The following is a 24,129-nucleotide window of genomic DNA, read 5'->3' on the forward strand; positions in this document are numbered from 1 at the left end:
TAGTTATGCAAAATATGGAAACACGTTATACACATAGTCCGGCGGATATCCGTCACTATTCAACAGAACAATTGAGAGATGAATTTTTAGTAGAGAAAGTTTTTATTCCAGGTGCAATCAGCTTAACCTACACACATAATGATCGGATGATTTTTGGTGGTGTGACACCGACCACAGAAGAATTAGAAATTATTTTGGACAAAGAATTAGGGGTTGACTATTTCTTAGAACGCCGTGAACTAGGGGTTATTAATATTGGGGGACCAGGCTTTATTGAAATTGATGGCGCCAAAGAAACAATGAAAAAACAAGATGGCTATTATATTGGGAAAGAAACAAAACATGTTCGTTTTTCTTCAGAAAACCCTGATAATCCAGCGAAATTTTACATTAGTTGTGTGCCAGCACATCATAAATATCCCAACGTAAAAATTAGTATTGATGAAATTACCCCAATGGAAACGGGTGATCCATTAACATTGAACCAACGTAAAATTTACCAATACATTCATCCGAACGTTTGTGAAAGTTGCCAGTTACAAATGGGCTACACCATTTTAGAACCAGGTAGCGCTTGGAATACAATGCCTTGTCATACACATGAACGTCGTATGGAAGCGTATGTTTATTTTGATATGGAAGAAGATACGCGGATTTTCCACATGATGGGTAAACCAGACGAAACGAAACATTTAGTAATGAGTAATGAACAAGCAGCTATTTCACCAAGCTGGTCAATTCATTCTGGGGTTGGTACAAGTAATTATTCCTTTATTTGGGCCATGTGCGGAGAAAATATTACGTACACAGACATGGATATGGTTGCAATGGATCAATTAAAATAAACCAAAGAAAGAGGAGAAAACATGGAATTTAAAATGAATGATTTTCAATTAGATGGAAAAGTAGCGTTAATTACAGGTGCTGTTTATGGGATTGGCTTTGAGATTGCGAAATCCCTAGCTGAAGCAGGAGCAACAATTGTTTTTAATAACTTATCTCCTGAATCAGTTGAACAAGGATTGGAAAATTATCGGGCCGCAGGGATTGAAGCACGTGGTTATGTGTGTGATGTCACTGATGAAGAGCAAGTTCAAGCGATGGTCGCTCAGATTAAAGAAGAAGTCGGCTCTATTGATATTTTAGTCAATAATGCGGGAATTATTAAACGAATTCCAATGGTGGATATGTCAGCAGAAGAGTTCCGTCAAGTGATTGATGTTGACTTGAATGCGCCATTTATTATGGCAAAAGCGGTTATTCCAGATATGATTGAAAAGGGTCATGGCAAAATTATCAATATCTGTTCAATGATGAGTGAACTAGGTCGTGAAACAGTTAGTGCGTACGCGGCAGCAAAAGGCGGACTAAAAATGTTAACGAAAAATATTGCTTCTGAATATGGACAATATAATATTCAATGTAATGGGATTGGACCTGGCTACATTGAAACGCCACAGACGGCGCCATTAAGAGAACCAGGGCATCCATTTAACGAATTCATCTTGGGACGAACACCTGCTAATCGTTGGGGCACACCAGCAGACTTAGCTGGCCCAGCAGTTTTCTTAGCATCTAACGCTTCTGACTTTGTTAACGGACATATCTTATATGTCGATGGTGGAATTTTAGCTTATATTGGAAAACAACCATAAATAAGTAACAAAAAGCGGACATACCTAAAAAGGATGTCCGTTTTTTGTTATTTACTCATTGATTGAATTGGTAAAAACCGTATCTAATTTTTAAAAAAAGTCAATTTTTGACAGTAATTCGTCAAGATTAACTATATAATTTGCTAACATTCCTTGCTAAACTAAAATTACAAAAAAATGAAAGCGTTTCATTTGCGCTGGTGGGATGGAAAAGGAGTTTTGATTGCCGATGATTATTAAACAGGAACAATTCATACCAAAAGATACAGTAGAAACAACGATTGACTTATTAATTAGAAATTTAACAACGATTAAAGATAACACAGGTGAATTTCTGTTAGATTTTGATGGTTTAAAAGTTGATGACAAAAGTTGGACGATTTGGAACTGGCCGCAAGGCGTTGGGTTGTATGGTATATATAAGAATTATCGAAATACTAAAAGTGAAAAAGCTTTACAAGTAGTTAACGACTGGTTTGAAGGTCGGATGCAAGAAGGCGCGCCGCCTAAGAATGTGAATACGATGGCTCCGCTTTTAACAATGGCTTATCTATATGAAGACACTAAAGACTCTAAATATATACCTTACTTAGAGCAATGGGCGGAATGGGTGATGGAAGAAATGCCCCGAACGAATGAAGGGGGCTTGCAACATGCGACATATGGACCAGAAAATAAAAATCAATTATGGGATGATACGTTAATGATGACTGTCTTACCTTTGGCAAAAATTGGTAAGTTGTTGAATCGACTCGATTATTTGGAAGAAGCAAAGCATCAATTTTTAATCCATATTAAATATTTACAAGATAAAAAAAGTGGTCTATGGTATCACGGTTGGACTTTTGAGGGAAATCATAACTATGCGGAAGCACTGTGGGCAAGAGGGAACTGCTGGATTACGATTGCTATTCCAGAAATTATTGAAATCTTAGAGTTGCCAAAAGGAGATAGTTTACGGGAATTTTTATTAAGTACCCTCAATGCGCAAGTGGCAGCTTTAGCGAAATACCAAGATGAATCTGGTTTATGGCATACATTAATTAATGATTCAAATTCGTATTTAGAATCTTCTGCTACAGCGGGATTCGCTTATGGGATTTTAAAAGCGGTTCATAAAAAATATATTTCTTCTGAATATGAAGAAGTGGCAAACAAAGCAATTGCTGGCTTACTAAATGAGATTGATGAAACGGGAGAAGTACAACATGTGTCAGTTGGTACAGGAATGGGTGATAATTTAGATTTTTATCGCACAATTGGAATGACAGCGATGCCTTATGGTCAATCATTAACAATCCTATGTTTGACTGAATTGCTTGTTTCTTATTGCTAGAAAAGTAAGGAGAAAAGTTCATGAAAAAAAGAAAGGTTTTATTTACAGCAGTTATGGTATTGGCAGGATTACAGTTGCTAAGTGGTTGCGGCAAAACAGAAGCTTCGGCAAGTGATACGGTAGTCTTGCGCTATGCGTATGCTAGTAATAGCCAACCAGTTATCGATTCTATGAAGAAATTCGGTGAATTGGTAGAGGAAAAAACAGATGGTAAAGTTCAAATTGAATACTTTCCAGATGGTCAATTAGGGGGAGAAACAGAACTAATTGAATTAACACAAACAGGTGCAATTGATTTTGCAAAGGTCAGTGGATCAGCATTAGAAAGTTTTTCTAAAGATTATTCTGTATTTGCCATTCCGTATATTTTTGATAATGAAAAACATTTTTTTAAAGTAATGGATAATCAAGCGCTAATGCAACCAGTATATGATTCTACAAAAAAATTAGGATTTGTTGGTTTAACTTATTATGACTCTGGTCAACGAAGTTTTTATATGAGCAAAGGGCCTGTTACATCTCCAGATGATTTGAAAGGTAAAAAAATTCGGGTCATGCAAAGTGAAACCGCCATCAAAATGGTAGAACTTTTAGGGGGTTCGCCAGTACCTATGGGTAGTTCGGAAGTATATACTTCTCTACAATCTAATCTAATCAACGGTGCAGAGAATAATGAGTTCGTTTTATATACAGCTGGCCATGGCGGTGTGGCTAAGTATTATTCTTATGATGAGCATACTCGAGTGCCAGATATTGTGATTATGAACGAGGGGACAAAAGAACGTTTGACAGCGAAACAAGAACAAGCGATTGAAGAAGCAGCAAAAGAATCGACCGCTTTTGAAAAACCGGTCTTTAAAGAAGCGGTTGAAGAAGAAAAGAAAAAAGCACAAGCAGAATATGGTGTTGTGTTCAATCAAGTAGACAGTGAACCATTCCAAAAACTTGTTCAACCGTTGCATGAATCATTCAAAAATAGCTCAGAACATGGCGAACTGTATCAGGCTATTCGCCAGTTGGCGGACTAATTAAGGAGGTAATTATGAAAGGTTTTAGAAAATTTTTAAATCGACTTTTAGAAATACTTGGATCAATCATTCTTGCTGCAATGGTTTTGGTCGTTTTGTACCAAGTGTTTGCCCGGACAGTGTTAAAAAATCCTAGTACCTTAACAGAAGAATTTGTTCGCTTTGCATTGGTCTGGCTGGCGATGTTAGCTTCTGCTTATGTGGTTGGAAAAAAGGGACATTTAGCAGTAACTTTGTTAAGTGAAAAATTACAAGGGAAACAAAAACGCTTTTTAGAATTTATTGTTCAATTGTTGTTCCTACTTTTTGCAGGAGTGATTATGATATTTGGTGGTTGGAATGGTGTAGTAATTACGTTAGGACAAATTTCACCATCTTTGGCAATTCCTATGGGTTATGTCTATTTAGCCGTTCCAGTAGCAGGTGTTTTGATGTTTATTTATAGTTTGATGAATTTGCTAGAGTTATTCACGCAATCAAAAGATTCTTAATGCGTTTATAGAAGAAAAAGAATAGGAGTAAAAATATGGCTTTAGAAGCAGGCATTATCTTATTTGTAGTTTTTGCAGTCTTATTGGTAGTTGGTATGCCAATTGGTATGAGCATTGCGGCATCTTCAATTGCAACATTGTTATTAGTAATTCCTTTTGAAGCAGCTGCATTTACCTCAGCTCAAAAAATGGTCTCTAGTTTAAATAGTTTCTCTCTCGTAGCAATTCCGTTTTTTATTTTTTCTGGTGTGATTATGAATAATGGGGGAATTGCCCAAAAGTTGGTAAATTTTTCTATGTTATTTGTTGGTCGTGTTCCCGGCGCGCTAGCACATACTAATGTGTTAGGGAACGCATTATTTGGTTCGATTTCTAGCTCTGCAATTGCAGCATCGACTGCTATTGGTGGCGTACTAATTCCGCAACAAGTAAATGAGGGCTATGATCGGAAATTTGCAACGGCTGTAAATATTGCCTCTGCTCCTACAGGAATGGTTATTCCACCAAGTACAGCGTTTATTATGTATTCATTGGTGGCTGGTGGGGCCTCTATTTCTTCTTTATTTTTAGGAGGTTATTTGGTAGGTTCTTTGTGGGCGTTAGGAATTATGGTGGTAGCTTATGTTATTGCAAAACGTCATAATTATCCTACTGTGGCAAAAGCAAAAAAAGGAGAAGTCAGCAAGGTTCTGCGAGAAGCGGTTCCCAGTGTATTGTTAATTGTCATTATTATTGGTGGTATTTTGACGGGGTTATTTACAGCGATTGAAGCATCAGCAATTGCTGTTGCATACTCATTATTGATTTCAATGTTTTACTACAAAACAGTGAAAATAAACGATTTACCTAAAATGTTAAAAGAGGCTGTCTTGATGAGTGGAACCATTATGTTCTTGTTGGCAACTTCTTCAATGATGTCTTTTGCGATGGCTTTTACAGGGATACCAGAAGCAATCAGTACAGCTATTTTAGGAATCACAGACAATAAATACTTAATTCTACTATTAGTAAACGTTGTCCTATTGTTTGTGGGAATGTTTATGGATGTTGGTCCAGCTATTTTGATTTTTACGCCAATCTTTTTACCAATTGTTATGAATGTTGGGGTGGATCCAGTTCATTTTGGTTTATTTGCGATTATGAACTTGTGTGTTGGTTCAATTACACCACCTGTTGGAACAGGATTATATGTTGGTGCTAGTGTTGGGGGTGTTAAAGCTGAGCAAATGCTGAAACCACTAGTTCCATTTTATCTGGTAATCTTAGCAATTTTACTTTTAATCACATATGTACCTGAACTTGTCATGTGGTTACCAAATCTAATTTCTTAATTCAATACAAATTGTCTAACAACCCCAATTGAGCGAAATATAAGTTGTTCAATCAACTAGATTTGGTAATTTACTATAAAATATTGAGTTTAGGAGGCATAGAAATAAAAAATCTCTCTATGACATTATGTGTCATAGAGAGATTTTTTAGAAGCCACTTTTACGGTATTGACTAGGAGTTAATCCAGTTCGCTTTTTAAATAATCGACTAAAGTAGGCATAGTTTTCTAAACCAACATCTACAGCAATTTCTTTCACTGTTTGATTAGAATAGCGTAGTAAATCTTTTGAATAAGAAATTTTTTTACTAATTTGATATTTAATTGGCGGTAATCCAATGTATTTGGAGAACTCTTTGTTCAATTGATATTTATTTAAATGAAAGAGTTGAGCCAAGTCTTCTAAAGAAATTGTTTCTTTGAAATGTTGATCAATGTAAGCTTTCATTTCCAAAACCAATGATGGAATCGTTTCGTAGGTAAAGTCTTGACGATACTTTTGCAACAATAATTCGTTCAGTAATTGATGAATTAAGACGGAAGATTGGTAATCAGTTTGCGCATGTTGTAAATCTTGTAATTGTAATAATTGCTGAATGATTAAATGAATAGGATTATCTTCTGGAAGCTGATTAGTGGAGAAAACTGGTGAACCATTTTTCATAAATTCTTGGAAAAAAGCACCAGAATTTCCTCCTTCAAAATGAATCCAGTCCATTTCCCAAGGATCTTCGCTGGTTGCTTGATAGTATTGATAATCCCGACAGTCAATAAAGAATAAATCACCTCTCTGTAAGCTGTATGTATGATAACGATAGCGTAATTCCCCAGTACCATTTAGCGTGAATTTAATTAAGTATGATGGTAAATGTGCCCGCTCCGTATAATAAGGGCGCGAGGCTTTAAACTGTCCAATTTCCTGTATGTAATAAAAAAGTGTGCGACTTTTGCTGCTAGGTGTCAAAATATGTCGCTTAGAATCGTCTGACCAAGAGTAGTCGGCTTTTTCCCAATAATCCATAAGAACCTCCTAATTACCAAGATAGTACAATTATATCTCAAAATTGTGAGAGGTGAAAGCGCTATTTTTTGTTTATGATGAATACATAAAGTTAGTCTAACGTACAAAAAATAAAAATAGTGAAAGGATTGACAACTATCAACAAAGTGAAAAAAGAACAAGTTGAAAAACGAACCTATTTAGCGGTTGATATTGGCGCTTCTAGCGGTCGCATAATGAAAAGTCAACGCTTAGCGAATGGTCAGATAACAATAGAAGAAATTCATCGTTTTAAAAATGGTTTTCATCAAAAAGATGGGTATCAGCGTTGGGATATGGCTAGTTTAGTTCATGAGTTACTGCTTGGTCTGCAAAAAGTTAAACAATTAGGTATCAAGGAATGCTTTATTGGAATTGATACTTGGGGTGTTGACTATTGTCTGCTGGATCAATCTGGACAACTTTTGGACGAACCGATTGCTTATCGAGATGGACGGACAGAAGCAGCTGTAACAAATTTTTCAAAAGGCTATTCATTAGAAAAATTGTACCAACAAACGGGGATTCAAGTTCAACCTTTTAATACCATTTTTCAGTTATTTGTAGAGGAAAAGGAACGTTTGGCTGCAGCCAGCCAATTGTTGTTAATCCCTGATTACTTAGGTTATGTCTTTACTGGAAAAGCAGTCATCGAAGCCACCAACGCCTCCACCACGCAACTGTTGAATGCTGGAATGAAACAATGGGAAAGTGAATTACTGGATTTCCTAGGAATTGATGAAACACTATTTCCAACATTAGTAGAGCCGGGCACGATTTTAGGTGACCTGCAAACAGCGGCTTTTCCAGACTATGATTTACCAAATGCAACGTTGATTACGATAGCTAGTCATGATACAGCTTCAGCAATTTTAGGTACGCCAGGCATTGGCGATGACTGGGCGTACATTAGCAGTGGTACTTGGTCTTTATTAGGCATTGAAACGACTGTTACAACAATTTCTGCTGAAGCTTTCCAAGAAAATTACACGAATGAATGGGGCGCCCAGAACACAATTCGTTTCTTAAAAAATATTATGGGTATGTGGCTAATTCAAGAAGTGGCACGGCACCAAAACTACCAATATAGCTATGCTGAATTGGCCGCCTTAGCTGAAAAAGAACCAGCATTTCAACAATTTATTGATGTAAATGATCCTCGTTTTTTAAATCCGGGAAATATGATTACTGAATTACAAGCCTATTGCCGTGAAACACAACAAACAGTTCCTGAAAGCCCTGGTGAACTCGCTCGTTGTATTTATGATAATTTAGCATTGTGTTACAGCGTAGAACTAGAAAAATTAGCTCAATTAACAGGAATCGAACGGAAAATTACAACTTTACATGTTGTCGGTGGTGGTTCCAATAATCGTTTATTGAACCAGCTAACTGCTGATGTTGCTAATGTTACAGTGAAAGCGGGACCTGGGGAAGCAACTGCTTTAGGTAATCTTTTGATGCAGATGATTGCAACAGGTGAACTTAAAGATATTCCAGCAGCTCGTACTTGTATCCAAACATCTTTTCCCACGGAAATCTATCAAGCAAATCCAATTGATTCAACAATAAAAAATCGCTATCAAGCATTTATGAAAAGGAGCTCATTATGACAACCATTACACAAAAATATGAAGAAGCGAAAGAAAAATATGCCAGTATTGACGTAGATACCGAAGCTGTATTGGAAAAAATGGCTGATGTCAAAATTTCAATGCATGTGTGGCAAGGAGATGATGTGAGAGGCTTCTTAAGTGAGGATGAACTTTCTGGCGGTATTTCAGTTACAGGGAATTATCCAGGCGTTGCTCGAAGTCCCCAGCAACTACGTCAAGATTTAGAAAAAGCGTTTTCTTTAATTCCAGGAAAACACAAATTGAATTTGCATGCTATTTATTTAGACACAGAGGAAAGGGTGGATTTAAACGAACTGGAACCAAAGCATTTTGAACCATGGGTGACTTGGGCAAAAGAAAATGGCTTAGGATTGGACTTTAATCCAACCTTTTTCTCGCATCCAATGTACCGCGATGGCTTTACTTTAGCTCATCCGAATCCGCAAGTTCGAAACTTTTGGATTGAGCATGGGAAACGTTCACGAAGAATTGCTGAATATTTTGGAAGAGAATTAGGACAAGTAGCTGTCAATAACTTTTGGGTGCCAGATGGCTTTAAAGATAACCCGGTTGATCGTTTAACGCCGAGAAAGCGGCTAATGGCTTCGCTAGATGAAATTTTTTCAGAGGAATTTGATCCAGCTTATACAGTCGATGCAGTGGAAAGCAAGCTCTTTGGGATTGGGTCAGAAGCCTATACAGTTGGGTCTCATGAATTTTATATGGGCTACGGTTTAACGCGGAATAAATTAATTTGTTTAGATGCTGGTCATTTTCATCCAACAGAAGTGATTTCTAATAAGTTATCTTCATTATCCTTATTTGGCGAAGGAATGCTATTACATGTCAGTCGTCCAGTTCGCTGGGATAGTGACCACGTTGTCATTATGGATGATGAATTGCAAGAGATTGCCAAGGAGTTAGTTCGCAATGATTTATTAGGAAAAACACACGTGGGCTTAGATTTCTTTGATGCCACAATCAATCGTGTTGCCGCTTGGGTGATTGGCACCCGCAATACACAAAAAGCGTTAATGAAAGCGATGCTTGAGCCAACAAACGTCTTAAAAGAAACTGAATTGATGGGAGATTTTACCACACGTTTAGCCTTAACGGAAGAGTTAAAAGACTTTCCATTTGCCGATATCTGGAACTACTACTGTCAAGAAAATCACGTACCTATCGGCTTAGATTGGTTAACGGATGTTCAAGAATACGAAAAAGTGATTTTACCAACTCGTCAATTGCCAACAGGTAAAGATAGTTGTCGTTTTTCATAAAATTAACAAACGAGAGGAACTTCTAAAATGAAAAAAATGAACGTGTTACAAGCACCATTTGTGGAAGAAATGGTCAAAACGACCAAAAATTTATATCGTTTAGGTTGGGATGAACGAAATGGCGGAAATATTTCGTATTTATTAAAAGAGGAGGAGATTTTACCTTTTCTAAATCCAACACAAGTGCTCCGAAAGATTCCAATGAAATTTGATGCAACGAAATTAGCAGGAAAATATTTTATCGTGACAGGCTCAGGAAAATATTTTAAAAATGTCTGTGATGCACCAAGCGAAAACTTAGGGATTTTACGAGTTAGTGAAAATGGCCAGGAATTAGAACTATTGTGGGGCTTAGAAGATGAAGCTGTGCCAACGAGTGAATTACCTAGCCATTTTATGAGCCATATTGCTCGTTTAGCTGTTGATCCAGAAAATCGCATTGTCATGCATAATCATGCGAGTCATTTATTAGCAATGAGTTTTACTCACGAATTAGATGAAAAAGTCTTTACTAGAACATTATGGCAAATGTGTACCGAATGTTTAGTAGTATTTCCAGACGGTGTTGGTATTATTCCGTGGTTGGTTCCTGGAACGAATGAAATTGGTGTAGCAACGGCTGAAAAAATGAAAGAATCTCGTTTAGTTTTATGGCCGCAACATGGTATTTATGGTACTGGCCGTGATATGGATGAAGTATTTGGTTTAATTGAAACTGCCGAAAAAGCTGCTGAAGTGTACACTTATGTTTGTGCGCAAGGAGGCGTTCGCCAAACAATTTCAGATGCAGATTTATGGCGCTTAGCAGAAGCGTTTGGTGTGACACCGAAAGTTGGCTATTTGGAAGAGAAAGTATCAAAACGGAGAAAGCTATGATAAAAAAAGCCTTTTGTATGCAAGTATATCCTGATCAACATGCCGAATATCAACGACGTCATGAGAAGTTATGGCCAGAAATGCGTCAAATGCTGAAAGAACATGGGGTAATTAAGTATCAAATTTTTTTAAATACTGAAACCAGTACACTTTTTGGTTATTTAGAAATAGAAGATGAAGCTCGCTGGGAGCAAATAGCACTGACACCAATCAATCAAAAATGGTGGAACTATATGGAAGATATTATGGAAACAAATCCTGATTGCTCGCCGATGACGACTGAATTAAGAAAAGTTTTTGAACTATAATTTAAAATAGAACAGTTTGTTATAGTGAATCGTATGATTGTACACAAAACAACTTACTTGAGTGGAATTGATTTTAAGAAATTGTTCTGGAACTTACAAAGAAAGCCTTTGTGGTAACGCCTGTTCCAGAAAGTAATAAATTGTACCAACATTAGCTGTAACTGTTTATTCAAAAAATAGTTAACTTCTAAAAAAAGAGGTGAATCTTGTTGAAGAGTGTAAAAGAAATCCGGAAATCACAAGTAAATAGTATGATTTCAGATCAATATGAGATCTTTCATGTAAAAGATATGGTTAGTCCAGAAAAAACCATCTATCATTACCACGATTTTTATGAAGTCCATTGTACGTTAAAAGGGGTAGCAACGTTCTTTTTAGATGGACATCAATTTGATGTTGAAGCAGGAACCGTTTTACTCATTCATTATCATGATTTACATCGAATTATTAAGCAGAGTACTGATGATTTTGAACGGATGTATATTTTTTTAACACCTGATTTTTTACAACAACGATCTAGTAAACGGACAAACTTGTCTGCTTGTTTTCAACATTTTGGTCAGCGTCGTAGTAAAGTTATCAAAGTGGATGTAGCAAAATTAGCAAACTACTTGACCCCGTTAGATCATTCTCCTTTGCCAGAAGAATATGGTGCGGATGTTCGTTATGAACAACAACTGTTAGACTTTTTAATTTACTTAAATCAATTAGTTCTGAAAGAAGAGAATGAGAGCCAACCAAAACAAATGATTGAAAATGAACGAATTGAAGCAATGATTACCTACATTTCTCAAAATTTGGATCAACCATTAACCTTAGAACAGATGGAAAAAAATTTTTTTGTGACTAAGTATTATGTAACGCGGGAATTTAAGAAACATACAGGATTTACTTTCCATCAATTTGTGCTGAAAAAGAAACTACTTTACGCTAAACAGTTATTAAAAGAATATCGCAGTGCTAGTGATGTTTACCTGAAATGTGGATTTAAATCATATCCACACTTTTTGAAGTCCTTTAAAAAAGAGTTTAATATGACACCAAAAGAATTTTTGGTGCAACATAAGAATAATCAGATCATTCATTTTGATCATTACGAAGAATCTATAAAGAAAGTGAGGCTTGAATAAAATGTTGACACTTGCAGTACGTGCCCATGATGTTGGCACCAAAATATCTCCTGTGGAATTGGCTAAAAAAATTGCTGAAACGAACATAACTTCAATTCAATTTGCCTTAGGTATTTCTTATCCAGAATATGCAAGTGCTGCTGTTCTATCTCCAGGACTAGGAAGTCAATTGAAGAATATTTTCGAAGATGAAAAGATTACGATTAGTGTCCTAAGTTGTTATATTAATCTGATTCATCCAGATTTAGAAGAGCGAGAAAAACGACTGCATCAATTTGAAACATACATTCGTTACGCTTCAATGTTTGGGGCAAAAATCGTTGCAACTGAAACAGGCAGTATATATGAAACGATTTATTACACTGAAGATAATTATACAGAAGAAGCCTACGAAGAAGTTTTATTTTCTGTTAGAAGATTATGTCGAGAAGCTGAAAAGTATGGGATAATTGTTGGGATTGAACCAGGAATCAATCATCCAATTCATACAATTGAAAAAATGCAACGATTGATTGACGAGGTTGCTTCAACTAATTTAGGTATTATTTTGGATCCTACCAACTTAATTCGAGTAGATATAGATAAAACGTATTTGGAAATAGTAGAAGAAGCGTTTGAGTGTTTTGGTGAAAAAATCGTTGCTTTTCATTTGAAAGATTTCATTATAAGAAATCAGAAGATATTTCCGGTAGCCATTGGCGAAGGGCAGGTACCTCTTAAAGAAACCATTCAATTTTTGAATAAACATAAGCCCGGACTGTTCACTATTTTTGAGGAAACACCATTTGAAAAAATAGCAAGTGCCTATCAAAAAGTTTCGCAATATCATTCCATTTAGATAAAAATGTGCAACAAAAAACATCTCGATTTTTTGAGATGTTTTTCGTTGCTTAATAAGAAAAAATATAAAATATACTTGCCTTAAAAACTCACATAAAAGAAAGAAGCAATCGCCACAGCAAATGAAATAATAGCAAACACTAAGCTACTCCATAGTCCTAACAGAATAAATGGTGAGGTTCTTTTGCCGCCCTCTTTCTTTAAGTAGGAAAATGTTCGTCCAGTAACAATGAATTGCCAGATACTAATCAATAAAAAAATACCGCCAATTAAGTAACGCATGTCCTCGTCCTCCTTCTATTTAGTATACCACTTGATGAAAACGTTATCAAAACGCTGTATAAAAAAGTTGCCTTTCAAAAAAGAGAAAGGCAACTTTTTTGACGGTTTAACGGACGTCACCCATTAAGTTTTGGATTGGTTTTTTCACAATGAATAAGAGAATCCCAGCAACGACAGCTACAAGTCCGACAATCCCAAAATATGCTGACTCTGTTCCAGGTGTATAGAAACGAGCAATTTGAGCGTTAATGGCTTGTGAAGCGGCATCTGCTAATAACCAAATAGCAACGGTTTGAGCTTCGAAAGCTTTCGGTGCTAATTTTGTAGTAATCGATAAGCCAACGGGAGATAAACACATTTCTCCGACAATCATAATGAAGAAACTAAAGAATAACCAAAGTGGACTCACCCGTCCTTCGGTACCATAAAGTAGACCTGGCAACATTAATAAGACGAAGGAAAGACCAGCAAAGACTAGCCCTAGTGAAAACTTCACAACTGTTGATGGTTGACGTTTACCTAGTTTTGTCCATAATGTAACAAAAATAGGGGTCAAAATAACTACGAATACAGGATTTAATGATTGGAACCAGCTAGCGGCAATCGGGAAGCCAAACAAACTCGTTTGCGTCCGTTCATTTGCAAATAGAGCAAGAATAGACGAACCTTGTTCTTCCAATGACCAGAAAACAATTGCTGCTAAGAATAATGGCAAATAAGCCAGAACTTTTGGTTTTTCTTCAGCAGTGACATCTTTAGACGTTAACATTTTGCTGAAATAATAAACTGGTAACAGGATTCCTAACACGCTGATGGTATTAATAAAGAAATCAATTGTTAAATGTCCTGTGACATAGGCGCCACCAAAAATAAGTAAAGCAACGACAATTGCCAACATAAATGCTTTAGCAAATTTCTTTTGCTCTTCTTTAGACATTGGATTAGTTGGGGCCTGACCAATCCCAGCAAGAGATTTACGTCCTTGGAAATAATATTGTAGTAGCCCGAAGAACATCCCTACTGCGGCAACTGAAAAGCCTAAATGATAATTATATTCTTGTCCTAAAGTTCCGACAACAAGGGGAGCGATTAAGGCTCCGATATTAATCCCCATGTAAAAAATGGAGAAGCCTGCATCTCTACGTAAGTCAGTTTTTGAATAAAGATGGCCAACCATCCCTGAAACGTTTGGTTTTAACATCCCAGTCCCAAACACAATCAACATAATAGAAACGAATAAGGCGGGGACACCAAATGGGGTAGCGAGAACAATATGTCCAGCAATGATTAGCAAACCACCAATAAAAACAGTTTTCCTTGAACCTAAGACACGGTCAGAGACCCAACCGCCAATGATACTGGACATGAAAACCATTGATCCATAAATGGACATGATGGCTAAGGCAGTTGCTTTGGGGAGACCTAAACCGCCATTGGCTACGGTATCGTAAATGTAATACATTAGAATAGCACGCATGCCGTAGTAACTGAAACGTTCCCACATTTCTGTGAAGAACAGTGTTGCTAGTCCTTTCGGTTGTCCCAGAAAGGATTTGTCTAATTTCTCAAGTTGTTCTTTGTCACTCATAGATAAAACTCCAATTCTTATAATATTCAGAATATTTGATAATAAAATGACTTAAATGTAGATTCATATATTTTATTACTCATAGATTGGAAAATAGAAAGAGAAAAAACTGATTATGTTTTTAAATAACAAGCGTTCGAGCGATTGTTTGTTTTTTATTCGTGAATTATGATAAAAATGAATATTTATTCTGCTTTACTTTCAATAATTTGTTTTCATAGTCGTTTTAGCTGTTCTTTTTTTGAATAAGATTAAAATGAATAAATAACAAGCAAAATATAAGATTTTTTTGTTTAACTCTTTTTGTTTCAATAGGAAGTGCTTAGTGTTTTTTCAGAATCAAAAAATGAATACGACAAAAAATTTAACTATATAATAGAAGGAAAAATAAAAATAGTGAATGATAAAAAAATTCAAAGAAAACACCTGTTCTTTTTAGGCGTGAATTTTTGAAAAAAACATTCTCATGTCTAGTATCTTTAACATTTTGTTACTTTTTGACTGAAACGAATGTAAAAAAACCGACATTTAATGGCTAATCAAGGGTTAGAAAACGGTTTCTCGAAAATAAAATCCTGTTTTTTTAACTTTTTTTCGCAAAATATAAACAGGATAATATCAAGCTTCCAGCAGCTTTTTATTACAAAATGTAACAAAATCGACATTCTAGTAATAAATTGTCACGAGATATTCACCTACGGCCGGCCATTCGATGATAAAGTATGTGAAGTCGTTTCGATAAAGCGAAGCAGACGTGGTTGTTGCCGAGAGCTAAGAGCAACAATCAAATATTTTTAATTACAAAGGAGAAACATACATGAAATCAATCAAAACGATTTTACTTGGAACAACTTTGGCCGCAGGTTTAGGATTATTCTTAGGAACAGACGCAAACGCAGAAAGCTTATATACAGTTAAAGCAGGAGATACTTTATCAACAATTTCTCATCAATTTGTAGGAGACAATAGCTTAATTCAAAAAATTGCTTCTGATAACAAATTGCCAAACCTTGATTTAATTTTTGAAGGAGAACAATTAGTTATTCGTTCAGAAAAAGAAGTTGCTAATACTCCAGCACCAGCTGTAGAAGTTGCACCAGTTCAACAAGTAGTTGAACAACCTGTTGCACAACCAGTACAACAAGAAGTACAACAACCTGTTGCTCAAGAAGTAGCGCAACCAGCAGCACCTGCCGCAAGCAGTGATGCAAAAGAGTGGATCGCACAACGTGAATCTAGTGGTTCTTACGATGCAACAAACGGCCAGTATATCGGTCGTTACCAATTATCTGCCTCTTATTTAAATGGTGACTATTCACCTGCCAACCAAGAACGCGTGGCAGATCAGTACGTAGCAGGTCGCTATGGTTCATGGGATGCAGCTAAATCATTCTGGTTAGCAAATGGTTGGTACTAAAATTAAATAAACGAAGTAATCTAATTACTTATTAAAAACCATAAACAAAAAAACAGTAACCTGTAAAGATTACTGTTTTTTTTGTCGATTTGTTAAGGTACAACGCCCCACGCTCGTCAATTGGTGGTCTGCGTTATAAATTTTTGCTTCCCAAACTTGAAGGGTCTTTCCCGAGTGATCGGGCGTCGCAATCACGGTAAGGCTACCATCATGGACACTACGAAGATGATTTACTTGTAAGTCTATGCCGACAGCAAAAGTGTTTTCAGGAACGTTTTCGTTCGCACCTAAACTACAGGCAGTTTCAATTAAGACGCCGTTTAAGCCCCCGTGGACAAGGCCATAGGGTTGTTTATGCACGTCTTTTACCGTTAAAGTAAGCTGACATTTCTCAGCAGAAACCTGTTGAATCGTGATGCCTAAATACTCTAAAAGATGAATAGTAATCAGTCCTTTCTAATAAAAGAGAGAATAAAAGGTTTTTTATTTATTATACAGGAATGAAGAAAATTTGAAATAGCCATGTTTTTTCTTAAAATTCAAGCGACTTTTTCTCTAAAGTGCCGATTCTTGTGTATAATAGAAAAGATGAGATTAATGAAGGAGGTTTCCTAATGAGAAACTGGACAACAATTAAAGAATATGATGAAATTTTATTTGAGCAAGCAGGCAAAGTAGCAAAAATTACTATCAACCGCCCGCATGTTCACAACGCATTCACACCAAAAACAGTCATGGAAATGATTGATGCATTCAACATTAGTCGTGATAAAGAAGATGTCGGGGTTATTATTTTAACAGGCGCAGGTGACCAAGCATTCTGTTCTGGTGGCGATCAAAAAGTTCGAGGTAATGGTGGTTACGTTGGCGAAGACAACATTCCACGTTTAAATGTGTTAGATTTACAACGGTTAATCCGTGTCATTCCCAAACCAGTCATCGCAATGGTGAAAGGCTGGTCCATTGGTGGCGGCAATGTTTTACAATTAGTTTGTGATTTAACAATTGCGGCGGAAAATGCTAAGTTTGGGCAAACAGGACCAAATGTCGGTAGCTTTGATGGTGGATACGGCTCAGGTTACTTAGCGCGTGTTATCGGCCATAAAAAAGCAAAAGAAGTTTGGTTTATGTGTAAACAGTATTCTGCTCAAGAAGCTTTAGATATGGGCTGGATTAATACAGTTGTTCCATTGGAACAAGTAGAAGATGTGACAATGGAGTGGGCAGAAGAAATGTTAACCAAAAGCCCGATTGCTTTACGGATGATTAAAGCCTCTTTAAATGCCGATACAGATGGCTTGGCTGGTGTGCAACAATTAGCTGGTGATGCGACACTTCTTTACTATACAATGGCTGAAGCACAAGAAGGCCGAGATGCATTTAAAGAAAAACGGACACCAGATTTCGATCAATTCCCTAAATTCCCATAAACCAATGACTTGGTTAAATAAACAAGTACAAAAACGTCCCGATCATCCTGCTTTTTATTTTCAGGATGAATCTTGGACGTTTTTAGAAGTGCAACAAGAAGTCAGCCATTGGGTAGCCACATATCAACAGGTGCTTGCACCAGAAGAAAAACGTGTGGCTTTATTCAGTAAGAACAGCAAAGAGTTGTATTTTTCAATTCTAGCCTTATGGGAATTGGGGAAAGAGTTATTATTTTTAAATACGCATTTGACACTTGCTGAACTGACTTTTCAGTTAAAAGATGCGCAAGTTAAAACGATTATTGGTGCGCCTGAAACGCAGGCTTTGTTAGAAGAAATTTCTTTTGTCGACGTTCAGCCAATGATTAAAAAACAGCATAGTCTTTCACATCAGGAGTTTCAACAGCCAAGTGACTTAGAGTCGGTGGCTTCTATTATGTATACATCTGGAACTACAGGACAGCCTAAAGGGGTCTTGCAACGGTTTAAAAATCATTTGGCCAGTGCTAGAGGCACTCAAGAAAATATGGGGATTACTGCTGAAGATTGTTGGTTGTGTGCAGTCCCATTATTTCACATTAGCGGATTGTCGATTGTTGTTCGACAACTCGTCTTAGGTTGTAGTATTCGCCTTTACGATAAATTTGATGAACAGCAAGTGACACAAGATTTACAAGAAGGCCGTGGAACCGTCATTTCAGTGGTTGCGACAATGTTACAACAATTATTGTCTGTCTATCCTGAAGCTGGCTACAGCGCCAGCTTTAAAGGAATGCTATTAGGCGGCGGACCGATTGCTCCGGATAAATTAGCGCAGTGTGAGGAAAAAGGGATTCCAGTCATTCAATCTTACGGGATGACGGAAACGTGTTCGCAAGTTGTTGCCTTGAAATTTGAAGATGCGGCACTGAAAATCGGCTCTGCTGGACAACCGTTAAAAGATATGCAAATCAAAATTGTTGATGAACTAGGACAAGAACAGCCAGAAAAGCAAGTCGGGGAAATTTTACTTAAGGGACCAAACGTTGTTTCAGGTTACCTTAACCAGCGTCAACCTGAAAAATGGACAGCAGATGGTTGGTTTAAAACAGGCGACATGGGCTATTTAGATGCACAAAGTTACCTGTATTTGGTTAGTCGTTTAAGTGAACTCATTATCTCTGGTGGTGAAAATATTTACCCCACTGAGGTTGAACAGGTGTTACAGGCGATAACAGGAATTAAAGCAGCGGCAGTTGTAGGAGAACCAGATGCGCAATGGGGAGCCGTCCCAGTTGCATATGTGATTAGTGACCAAGAAATCACCTTAGCGCAAATTCAAGACCAGTGTTCACGAAAACTGGCAAAATATAAACGACCGAAACGCATTTATTTTTGTCATTCTTTCCCGCAAACAGCAAGTGGAAAGATTGCCAAACATCGTTTCATGACAGAAGAAAGAGAGGCGTTTTTAATCAGATGAAATTGCCTGATGAATTACGACAAGCCTATCAGAAGAATGCCCGTCAGTTCAGTTGGGTTTTTCCATTAGAAACAGAACAAACAGCCTTGGCAATTTTTGCCGCTGGTGAAAAGGCATACCAAGGAGAACGTTTTTTTTGGCAAACGCCGAAAAAAGATTTTGCTTTGGTTGGCTTCGGATATGAAACTATCTTAAAAGGCGCAGAAACAGAAACGCATCAATTGAACAACTTTTTAAAAAAAGAGGCGGCAACTCGTTTTCAAAATATGTCTATTTCTGGTACGGGGGCCCTTCTGTTTGGCGGTTTGCCTTTTGATACAGAACAAACGCCTACTGAGGCCTGGGGAGAGTTAGGGGAAGGTTGGTTTTATCTACCAAGTATTCTATTTACTTTTTCAGGTTCACGTATTTATGGAACGCTGAACTTTTCAGGTTCTAGTGAACAAGAAGTCGAGGAACGTTGGTCGACTTTGGTGGCTCAGTTTGATCGCTTGTTAGCTACCTGTGAGGAGTTGCCAGCTGTAGCGGAAACAAAGATTGACAAGGAAGAAGTTGCCGTGACTGAATGGCTACAAGCTGTCAACGAAACAGTAGCAGTCTTAAGAGAAGATGGCCCTTTAAAAAAAGTGGTTTTGGCTCGACAACTTGCTGTGAGCAGTCCTGAAAAAATTCGAAGTAACCAAGTGCTCGTTAATTTAATGGCACAACAACAAAATACGTATTTGTTTGCTTTAGAAGCCAAAGACACAAGTTTCATTGGTGCAACACCAGAACGACTTCTGTTGGGTACTAAAGAAACGTTTGCGACCGCTTGTATTGCAGGAACCATTAAAACGGGTCAAACACCAGAAGAAACGAAAACTTTAGGAGCACAACTTTTACAAGACCGCAAAAATACCGGAGAACACCAAATTGTGGTGGAACGTTTAGCGAAAGAGTTGGCGAAGATGACGACTTCTGAAAACAGTATTCAAGCACCCATTATTTTGGAAAATCGAGATGTACAACATCTTTATGTGCCAATCTCGGGTCAACGTAAGCCGGGAATTTCGTTCTTGGAAAGTGTGATGCAACTACACCCAACGCCAGCTTTAGGCGGTGAGCCCAAAGAGTTGGCAGTCGAATGGATTCGACAATATGAGCCAGGGAGTCGTGGGTTATATGGTGCGCCAATCGGTTGGATTTCAGGGAATGATGATAGTGGCGAGTTTGCTGTGGCCTTGCGTTCAGGTGTCTTTGCTGGTCAGCAAGGCGTTCTTTATGCAGGTTGTGGTATTGTTGCGGATTCCCAAGCAGAGCTAGAAAGAGAAGAAACGAAAATAAAATTTCAACCGATGTTACGAGGAATTGGAGGGCAGGTTTAATGAATCATCAAGAAACAATGACCGATTATTTAACGGCCTTTATTGAAGGCTTAAAAAATAGTGGGGTTGAACAAGCAGTCATTAGTCCAGGGTCCCGTTCCACACCACTGGCTTTATTACTTCATCGGGAAACCGCAATCCAAACATTTGTCGATGTCGATGAACGTTCCGCTGCTTTTTTTGCTTTAGGATTAAGTAAAGCGAGTCAAAAACCAGTGGTCTTACTTTGTACCTCTGGAACAGCAGCTGCAAACTATTATCCAGCAATTTGCGAAGCCAATATTAGCCATGTACCCTTAGTTGTTTTAACAACGGATCGGCCGCATGAGTTACGTCAAGTTGGTGCTCCTCAAGCCATGGACCAATTACAAATGTATCAAAATCACGTGAAATTATTTGTTGAAATGGCTTTGCCAGAAGCAACAGAAGAGATGTTGAATTACGCCTATTGGCAAGGCGCTAAAGGAGCAGCATTCGCGCAACAAACGCCTGCAGCACCTGTTCATTTGAATTTTCCTTTGCGGGAACCATTATTACCTGACTTAGAGAGAAAAACAAAGAGTTCTCAACAAACGGCTTTATTCGCTGGTCAATCAATCCTTTCTACAGAACAAGTGCAACAGCTAGCGGATCAATGGTACCAGAAAAACGGCGTTTTGGTTGTCGGTGGCAGTCATACAGAGGAAGAAGCGGCGTTATTTATTCAATTAGCCGAAGCTTTGAAATGGCCGTTACTAGCGGATCCTTTAGCAAACATTGTGACACATGGGCAAAATAGTGAAGTTGTTATTGCACACAGTGATCTGTTTCTAAATGTGGCGACCTTGCCACAAGAACCAGAAGTGGTAGTGCGTTTTGGTTCGCTGCCAATTTCTAAAAACATCATGTTATGGTTGAAACGCTTAGCAACGACAGAGACTGCTTTTTATTTTGTGGACGAAAATGGGCAATGGCAAGAGCAATTGAAAAAATCACAAACAGTTATTCAGGCAAAGGAAACCACGTTTGTAGAACAACTGCTAACGGTTGTCAAACCAACAGAAGCGACTTGGTTAGCACAATGGCTCCTGCTGGAAAAAACGGTCTCTGAAGTTCTTCTAGAAACGCTGAACGCGACAGAATTAAATGAAACAACAGCCAGCTTAGCTGTTCACCAAACAATGAAAGAGAACGGTCAGTTATTTGTATCTAATAGTATGGCTATCCGCTACTTAGATCGATTTATGGATAGTCGCCCTTATCGGATGTTTGGAAATCGCGGCATCAACGGGATTGATGGGATTGTTTCAACTGCTTTAGGAATGAGTGCCGTAGCACCGACACAGCAAAACGTTCTACTGATTGGTGATTTAGCGCTATATCATGATATGAATGGTTTATTTTTGGCTAAACGTTATCAGTTGCCGTTAACAATTGTTTTATTAAATAACAATGGTGGCGGGATTTTCTCTTTTCTATCTCAACGAACTTTACGTGAGGACGATTTCGAGCCTTTATTTGGAACACCGCTTGATTTAGATTTTTCGTTAGTTGCTGAACTTTACGGTGCTTCGTATCAAGAAGTCAAAACAATCGCGGAGCTCAAGCAAACTTTACAAGCAGCGGCTGAAGAACCACAATTTCAAGTGATCGAAGTCAAAGGAAATCGTCAAGAGAATGTTCATTTGTACGAATCAATTTTAGCTGAAATTGGTAGACGAGTAGAAAGACAGGGGATTTCATGGAACGGTTAATTCGGGGGATGCAGTACCATTATCAATGGTTAACACCTTTTGATGCAAAGCGAACGACAGTAGTCTGTTTACACGGTTTCACAGGAACGTTAGCCACGTTTGCAGCCGTTTTTCCCAGTCAAACACCTTATAACGTTTTAGGCATTGATTTACCTGGGCATGGCGCGACTGCTAGTTTGGTAGCACCAGAGCGTTATACCATGAAACAGGTTTGCCATGATCTTGCTGAACTAACCGAATCGCTAAATTTGCCTTGCTTTTGTTTATTAGGCTATTCAATGGGCGCTCGAACAGCTTTAGGTTTTGCATTACATTATCCACAAAAGGTACAGCATCTTTTATTGGAAAGTGGATCACCAGGTTTGGCCACCGCCGCAGAACGTCAGACTCGTATCTGTCAAGATCATCGTTTGGCGGAACGTCTCTTAGAGGAACCGCTGGTGGATTTTATTGATTTTTGGCAAGAATTACCGTTATTTCAAACGCAAAAAGCCTTGTCTGTGGCACAGCAAATGGCCATTCGTCAGGAACGTTTGAGCCAATCGGCCTTTGGGTTGGCTAGTAGTTTGTGGTATATGGGTACAGGAGCGCAAGAGAGTTACTGGGAACGTCTAGCAGAATTGCAGCCGATTCCTACCGATTTATTGGTAGGCGGCGAAGATCAAAAATTTATTGGGATTGCGAAAAAAATGCAGGCACGTCAACCGTTGTTGAGGCTGACAATTTTTCCTGAAGCAGGACATTGTATCCATTTGGAACAACCAACGATTTTCTATGAAAAGGTGACAGCGTTATTGGAAGGAGCCATCTGAATGAACATTCAATCAATTGAAACCTATCAGGTTCGTTTGCCTTTAAAAACGCCGTTTGTCACGAGCTATGGTCGCCTGGAAGAAAAAGCGTTTGATCTATTTGTAATAACGGATGAGCAAGGAAATCAAGGGTTTGGCGAATTAGTGGCTTTTGAGCAACCTGATTATGTGCAAGAAACGTTGGTAACCGAACGCTTCATCATCCAACAGCATTTAATTCCGTTACTTTTAACAGGAGCGCTTGAACAGCCGCAAGAGGTTTCAACAATTTTTGAAGAAGTTAAAGGACATTGGATGGGAAAAGCTGCGTTAGAAACTGCCATCTGGGATTTATATGCCAAACGGCAACAGAAGAGTTTAACTGAATTTTTTGGACCAACGCGGAGGAAAATTCCTGTAGGGATTAGTTTAGGGATTCAAGAAGACTTACCTCAATTACTTAAACAAGTTCAGTTAGCTGTAGAAAAAGGGTATCAACGAGTGAAGCTGAAAATTCGTCCCGGTTATGATGTGGAACCCGTTGCTTTGATTCGTCAGCATTTTCCTAACTTGCCTTTAATGGTCGATGCCAATTCAGCGTATACATTGGCTGATTTGCCTCAATTACAACGTTTAGATCACTATCAATTAGCGATGATTGAACAGCCTTTTGCTGCAGATGATTTTTTAGATCACGCACAATTACAAAGAGAACTGAAGACAAGAATTTGTTTGGATGAAAATATTCGTAGTCTCAAAGACTGCCAAGTGGCGTTAGCATTGGGCAGTTGCCGTAGTATCAATTTGAAGATTCCTCGTGTAGGTGGGATTCACGAGGCGTTGAAGATTGCCACATTTTGCCAAGAAAATGATTTATTGGTTTGGTTAGGTGGTATGTTTGAGTCTGGTGTTGGTCGCGCATTGAATTTGCAATTTGCGTCACAGCCTACCTTTTCCTTTCCAGGTGATATTTCAGCCACGGAACGCTATTTTTATGAAGATATCATCACTGAACCTTTTGTTTTAGAGAAAGGGACAATGACCGTGCCTCAGGGACTTGGTATTGGTGTTACACTTTCCCAGACGAATTTGCTAAAATACAGTCAGTATCAAAAAATCATGTAATGATAACA

At 37.9% G+C, this 24,129-nt stretch carries 23 protein-coding genes; 19 read left to right on the forward strand and 4 right to left on the reverse strand.

Translation table 11 applies throughout. From position 1 onward, the window contains the following. The first annotated feature begins 5 nt into the window (after positions 1-5). From kduI to IGI80_RS05315, 6 genes are all read left to right on the forward strand, one after another. The gene (gene kduI, locus IGI80_RS05290; protein ID WP_002355301.1) at positions 6-845 is read left to right on the forward strand and encodes a 5-dehydro-4-deoxy-D-glucuronate isomerase; all 840 of its coding nucleotides are present in this window, start codon (positions 6-8) and stop codon (positions 843-845) included. A gap of 21 nt (positions 846-866) precedes the next feature. Then, the gene (locus IGI80_RS05295) at positions 867-1,655 is read left to right on the forward strand and encodes a gluconate 5-dehydrogenase (protein WP_002362994.1); all 789 of its coding nucleotides are present in this window, start codon (positions 867-869) and stop codon (positions 1,653-1,655) included. A gap of 229 nt (positions 1,656-1,884) precedes the next feature. Beyond that, positions 1,885-2,991, forward strand: coding sequence for a beta-galactosidase BglB (bglB, locus tag IGI80_RS05300; protein WP_002385348.1), 1,107 nt, complete (start codon positions 1,885-1,887; stop codon positions 2,989-2,991). Between the two features lie 20 nt (positions 2,992-3,011). Further along, positions 3,012-4,019, forward strand: coding sequence for a TRAP transporter substrate-binding protein (locus IGI80_RS05305; protein ID WP_438722762.1), 1,008 nt, complete (start codon positions 3,012-3,014; stop codon positions 4,017-4,019). 14 nt (positions 4,020-4,033) lie between these two features. Continuing rightward, positions 4,034-4,510 carry a TRAP transporter small permease gene (locus tag IGI80_RS05310; RefSeq protein WP_002355305.1) on the forward strand — a complete coding sequence of 159 codons (477 nt, stop codon included), beginning with the start codon at positions 4,034-4,036 and terminating at the stop codon, positions 4,508-4,510. Positions 4,511-4,545: 35 nt separating this feature from the next. Continuing rightward, a complete protein-coding gene (locus IGI80_RS05315; RefSeq protein WP_002355306.1) occupies positions 4,546-5,841 on the forward strand; it encodes a TRAP transporter large permease in 1,296 nt (431 codons plus the stop codon). Between the two features lie 147 nt (positions 5,842-5,988). Here IGI80_RS05315 and IGI80_RS05320 read toward each other — a convergent pair whose 3' ends face one another. After that, the gene (locus tag IGI80_RS05320; protein WP_002355307.1) at positions 5,989-6,861 is read right to left on the reverse strand and encodes a helix-turn-helix domain-containing protein; all 873 of its coding nucleotides are present in this window, start codon (positions 6,859-6,861) and stop codon (positions 5,989-5,991) included. Between the two features lie 119 nt (positions 6,862-6,980). Here IGI80_RS05320 and rhaB point away from each other — a divergent pair, with 119 nt between their 5' ends. The 6 genes from rhaB (at position 6,981) to IGI80_RS05350 (ending at position 12,927) form a co-directional block, all read left to right on the forward strand. Beyond that, a complete protein-coding gene (rhaB, locus tag IGI80_RS05325; protein WP_002363001.1) occupies positions 6,981-8,492 on the forward strand; it encodes a rhamnulokinase in 1,512 nt (503 codons plus the stop codon). Further along, positions 8,489-9,775, forward strand: coding sequence for an L-rhamnose isomerase (rhaA, locus tag IGI80_RS05330; protein ID WP_438722763.1), 1,287 nt, complete (start codon positions 8,489-8,491; stop codon positions 9,773-9,775). Before rhaB ends, rhaA begins: the two co-directional genes overlap by 4 nt. Positions 9,776-9,802: 27 nt before the next feature. Beyond that, positions 9,803-10,651, forward strand: coding sequence for a rhamnulose-1-phosphate aldolase (rhaD, locus tag IGI80_RS05335; RefSeq protein ID WP_002363003.1), 849 nt, complete (start codon positions 9,803-9,805; stop codon positions 10,649-10,651). Further along, on the forward strand, positions 10,648-10,959 hold the full coding sequence (gene rhaM / locus IGI80_RS05340) for an L-rhamnose mutarotase (RefSeq protein WP_002375840.1): 312 nt from the start codon (positions 10,648-10,650) through the stop codon (positions 10,957-10,959). The genes rhaD and rhaM overlap by 4 nt, the downstream gene beginning before the upstream one ends. Positions 10,960-11,210: 251 nt before the next feature. Next, entirely contained in the window at positions 11,211-12,089 is an 879-nt protein-coding gene (locus IGI80_RS05345; protein WP_002358417.1) for an AraC family transcriptional regulator, read from the forward strand. Between the two features lies 1 nt (position 12,090). Then, positions 12,091-12,927 (forward strand): sugar phosphate isomerase/epimerase family protein, encoded by an 837-nt coding sequence (locus tag IGI80_RS05350; protein WP_002413484.1) that lies wholly within the window; start codon positions 12,091-12,093, stop codon positions 12,925-12,927. A gap of 83 nt (positions 12,928-13,010) precedes the next feature. Here the strand turns inward: IGI80_RS05350 and IGI80_RS05355 are convergent, their stop codons facing one another. Together IGI80_RS05355 and IGI80_RS05360 are read right to left on the reverse strand one after the other, a co-directional pair. Continuing rightward, positions 13,011-13,211, reverse strand: coding sequence for a hypothetical protein (locus tag IGI80_RS05355; protein ID WP_002355314.1), 201 nt, complete (start codon positions 13,209-13,211; stop codon positions 13,011-13,013). 106 nt (positions 13,212-13,317) lie between these two features. Further along, entirely contained in the window at positions 13,318-14,799 is a 1,482-nt protein-coding gene (locus tag IGI80_RS05360; protein WP_002355315.1) for a peptide MFS transporter, read from the reverse strand. 817 nt (positions 14,800-15,616) lie between these two features. Between IGI80_RS05360 and IGI80_RS05365 the strand changes: the two genes are divergently transcribed. After that, entirely contained in the window at positions 15,617-16,216 is a 600-nt protein-coding gene (locus IGI80_RS05365; protein ID WP_438722766.1) for a LysM peptidoglycan-binding domain-containing protein, read from the forward strand. 69 nt (positions 16,217-16,285) lie between these two features. Here IGI80_RS05365 and IGI80_RS05370 read toward each other — a convergent pair whose 3' ends face one another. Continuing rightward, positions 16,286-16,666, reverse strand: coding sequence for a PaaI family thioesterase (locus IGI80_RS05370; protein ID WP_002355318.1), 381 nt, complete (start codon positions 16,664-16,666; stop codon positions 16,286-16,288). 110 nt (positions 16,667-16,776) lie between these two features. On the opposite strand from IGI80_RS05370, the gene menB reads away from it, so the two are divergent. The 6 genes from menB to menC are packed head-to-tail and all read left to right on the forward strand — an operon-like array spanning position 16,777 to position 24,121. Continuing rightward, positions 16,777-17,646: a 1,4-dihydroxy-2-naphthoyl-CoA synthase gene (gene menB / locus IGI80_RS05375; protein WP_002385329.1), complete on the forward strand. Its 870-nt coding sequence runs from the start codon at positions 16,777-16,779 to the stop codon at positions 17,644-17,646. 4 nt (positions 17,647-17,650) lie between these two features. Further along, the gene (locus IGI80_RS05380; protein WP_002387679.1) at positions 17,651-19,108 is read left to right on the forward strand and encodes an o-succinylbenzoate--CoA ligase; all 1,458 of its coding nucleotides are present in this window, start codon (positions 17,651-17,653) and stop codon (positions 19,106-19,108) included. Then, entirely contained in the window at positions 19,105-20,472 is a 1,368-nt protein-coding gene (locus IGI80_RS05385) for an isochorismate synthase (RefSeq protein WP_002364946.1), read from the forward strand. Before IGI80_RS05380 ends, IGI80_RS05385 begins: the two co-directional genes overlap by 4 nt. Then, positions 20,472-22,205, forward strand: a complete 1,734-nt coding sequence (gene menD / locus IGI80_RS05390) for a 2-succinyl-5-enolpyruvyl-6-hydroxy-3-cyclohexene-1-carboxylic-acid synthase (RefSeq protein ID WP_202562973.1) — start codon at positions 20,472-20,474, stop codon at positions 22,203-22,205. Before IGI80_RS05385 ends, menD begins: the two co-directional genes overlap by 1 nt. Further along, complete coding sequence (gene menH, locus IGI80_RS05395; RefSeq protein ID WP_010819179.1) at positions 22,193-23,017, forward strand: 2-succinyl-6-hydroxy-2,4-cyclohexadiene-1-carboxylate synthase; 825 nt, start codon at positions 22,193-22,195, stop codon at positions 23,015-23,017. The genes menD and menH overlap by 13 nt, the downstream gene beginning before the upstream one ends. Then, a complete protein-coding gene (gene menC / locus IGI80_RS05400) occupies positions 23,018-24,121 on the forward strand; it encodes an o-succinylbenzoate synthase (RefSeq protein ID WP_010820637.1) in 1,104 nt (367 codons plus the stop codon). The last annotated feature ends 8 nt before the right edge of the window (positions 24,122-24,129 follow it).

Origin of the sequence: Enterococcus sp. DIV1420a (assembly GCF_051712165.1) — a bacterium.
Classification (GTDB): Bacteria; Bacillota; Bacilli; order Lactobacillales; family Enterococcaceae; genus Enterococcus; species Enterococcus faecalis.